The 3062-nt window shown below is 33.1% G+C and carries 2 protein-coding genes; one reads left to right on the top strand and one right to left on the bottom strand.

Annotated features, from left to right (window positions below; genetic code table 11):
- Window positions 1–432: 432 nt before the first annotated feature.
- Window positions 433–2184: an NAD+ synthase gene (locus tag AC3DU7_RS19750; protein WP_488041019.1), complete on the bottom strand. Its 1752-nt coding sequence runs from the start codon at window positions 2182–2184 to the stop codon at window positions 433–435.
- Window positions 2185–2312: 128 nt separating this feature from the next.
- On the opposite strand from AC3DU7_RS19750, the gene AC3DU7_RS19745 reads away from it, so the two are divergent.
- Entirely contained in the window at window positions 2313–2759 is a 447-nt protein-coding gene (locus tag AC3DU7_RS19745) for a sulfotransferase-like domain-containing protein (RefSeq protein WP_488041018.1), read from the top strand.
- Window positions 2760–3062: the final 303 nt, after the last annotated feature.

Below are 3062 nucleotides of genomic sequence, written 5' to 3'. Positions count from 1 at the left end.
GTTCACAATGAGCTAGTTGGTCAATAAGAGTGACTATAACTTTCTCATTGTATTTCAGCAGCTATTTATCGGAGTAGAGATTAACTTTTAGCCAAATGGGCTTTCCAAATATTTGAGGGTTGAGATTGATTGCCATCTCCTGAGTCTTTATTTTTTGGTGACGTTCAGAATGATTTGGTTAGTCAATAAGAGTGACTATAACTTTTTCATTTCATTGTATTTTAGCAGCTATGTTATCGGGCTAGAGATTAATTTTATAGCCAAATGAATTTTCCAATATTTGAGGGTTGAAAATTTTTTGGGGTTAAGACACGGAGTGACCGTTTGTTGACTATCCCCATGCAATTAGACCTTCTTCCTTCTTCCTTTTGCCTTCTTCCTTCTTTCAGAGATTAACTTTATAGCCACAGTTGAAAACTCACAACCTCAAATCTACCAAGAACTTTTCTTAGCAATAGGCATCCGCCAACCAGTGCCAAAAGCTCGATCGCTAATTTTCAACCCAGGGGGTGCTTGTCTACGTTTAAATTCTGCCCGCATCACTAACTTGATAACCTTATTTACTACTTCTGAATCGTGTCCTGCTGCAATAATTTCTGCCAAAGATTCACACTTTTCTACTAAGCGGTATAAAATATCATCCAAAACTTCATAAGATGGTAAAGAGTCCTCATCTTTTTGATTTTCTTTCAACTCAGCACTAGGAGCTTTAGTCAGAATATTTTCTGGAATAATATTTTGCTGTTCAGTAATTAGTAAATTTTCGGCTCCATAGAAATTTTGATTATTATTAACCGCCTGCTGATTCAACCATTGACACAGAGAATAAACACGAGTTTTCGGCACATCAGAAATTACTGCTAATCCACCATTCATATCACCATAAAGAGTGCAATAACCAACCGCCATTTCTGACTTATTACCCGTGGATAAAAGCAAATGACCAAACTTATTAGAAATTGCCATTAATAAATTGCCACGAATCCGAGATTGAATATTCTCTTCAGCAATGCCAAAATTTGTATCTGCAAATAAATTTTGCAAACTATTGTCATAACTTTTCATTAAATCCCCAATAGGTATAACTTGTTTAGCAATATCCAAATTTTCCGCTAATTCCAAAGCATCTTTAACAGAATGATCGGAACTATAAGGAGAAGGCATCAAAATAGTAAAAACATTTTCTTTACCTAAAGCAGCAGTAGCGATCGCTGCGACTAAAGCCGAATCTATTCCCCCACTTAAACCAAGAACAACTTTAGAAAAACCACACTTACGCAGATAATCTTTTACGCCTAACACCAAAGCAGACCAAATTTCTTCATCCTCACTTTCTGCTAAATATAGACTTTCAAAATTAGTCACAATCAAATCTTTTTTTACTGGATTAAATTCAACAACTGCCAAATTTTCTGCAAAAGCACTAGCACGATAAATAGCATTACCAGTCTTATTAAAAACTACACTACAACCATCAAAAATCAAATCGTCATTACCGCCTACCTGATTAACATAAATAATTGGTATTTGATAACGATTTGTACTATGTTCTAACATTGCCTCTCGCAATTTTTGCTTTTCTACTCGATATGGAGAAGCAGACATATTTACAACAAAATCAACTTGATTTTCTGCTAATTCTTTAATTGGATCGCAAGTATAATTTCGCCTTCCCCAAAATTCTGCGTCATTCCATAAATCTTCGCAAATAGTCACGCCAATTTTAGCTAAAGATTTTGAACTTGTTGCAGGAATTTCTAAAATAAAAAAATCGCTAGTTTTACCAGGCTCAAAATATCGTTGTTCATCAAATACATCATAAGCAGGCAAAAGCCTTTTATGAAATATTTGTTTGACTTTTCCGTTACCTAGTAAAGCAGCACTATTAAATAATGATTTCTCTCCTATTTCATTAGCTTGAGAATTAAAAGTTACAGTTCCCACTAAAACTGCTATTTCTGATGGTAAATTTTTAGCTAACTTTTCTAACTCTGTAGCAGCAGCTTTAATTAAACTAGGATAAATTAATAAATCTCGTGGTGGATAACCTATTAGGGATAATTCTGAAGTTATCATCAATTTGGCATCTAAATTTTTAGCTTTTTGTGCAGCTTCTAAAATTAATTCTGCATTTCCTTTAATATCACCAATAGTAGGATTAAGTTGTGCGATAGCTATTTTCATAATTTTTAAATTATTAGAGACTGTGACAGTAAATATAACAAATGGGACAGGTAAAGTTGCCAACCTTGATGATATTTGGCAAACAACAAATATTATTTCTGTTAGTAAATCTTCTGATTAGAGTAATAATGAATCAAAAAATCATTGCATTATGGTCTACTCCTCGCTCCAGAAAGACAGCTTTTATGTGGATGGTTAAGCAAAGAGGTGATTTTTTGGTACTTCACGAACCTTTTGGTCCTTCAGCATACTATAGTGAAGAACGTATTTTTAATCGTTTCCCAGATATCGCACCACAAGCAGAATATAATTATCAGAATATATTGCAAGACTTAAAGGTAAAATCTCAGAATAACAGATTGTTTATAAAAGATTTTCCTTGTTATTTTATACAAATTGTAAATAATGAATTTATTGATTATTTCCAGCATACTTTTTTGATTCGCAATCCAGATCAAATGCTACCTTCCTATTATTATAAAATGCCCGATCTTGATTTTGAGGAATGTGGTTATAAACAACTTTTTGAACTTTTCAACAAAGTCATTGAGCGTACAGGTAAAATTCCTGTATAAAATACAACAAATATAATTAAGGAGTATTGTTCGAGAATAGGTATTCCATTTATAGCAGAAGCATTAGACTGGAATCCCCCTAGCAATACTAATGAAATAAGTTGGTGGGATAATGGAAGTTGGCTTGAAAATTTACAAATTAGTTATGGGTTTCAAAATACTGAGAAATCTTACTTAAAAATTCATCAAGACCAAAAATTGCTTTCTCTCTACAATTTGTGTATGCCATACTACGAAAAGCTGAACCAATACCGTTTATTGCAAAGAAAATGAATAAGAGACGGAAACAGTTATAGTTTAATT

It is taken from the genome of Okeania sp. (genome assembly GCF_983059655.1).
Note: the sequence above shows the minus strand (reverse complement) of the source record. Positions and strands in the feature narration are given on the sequence as shown.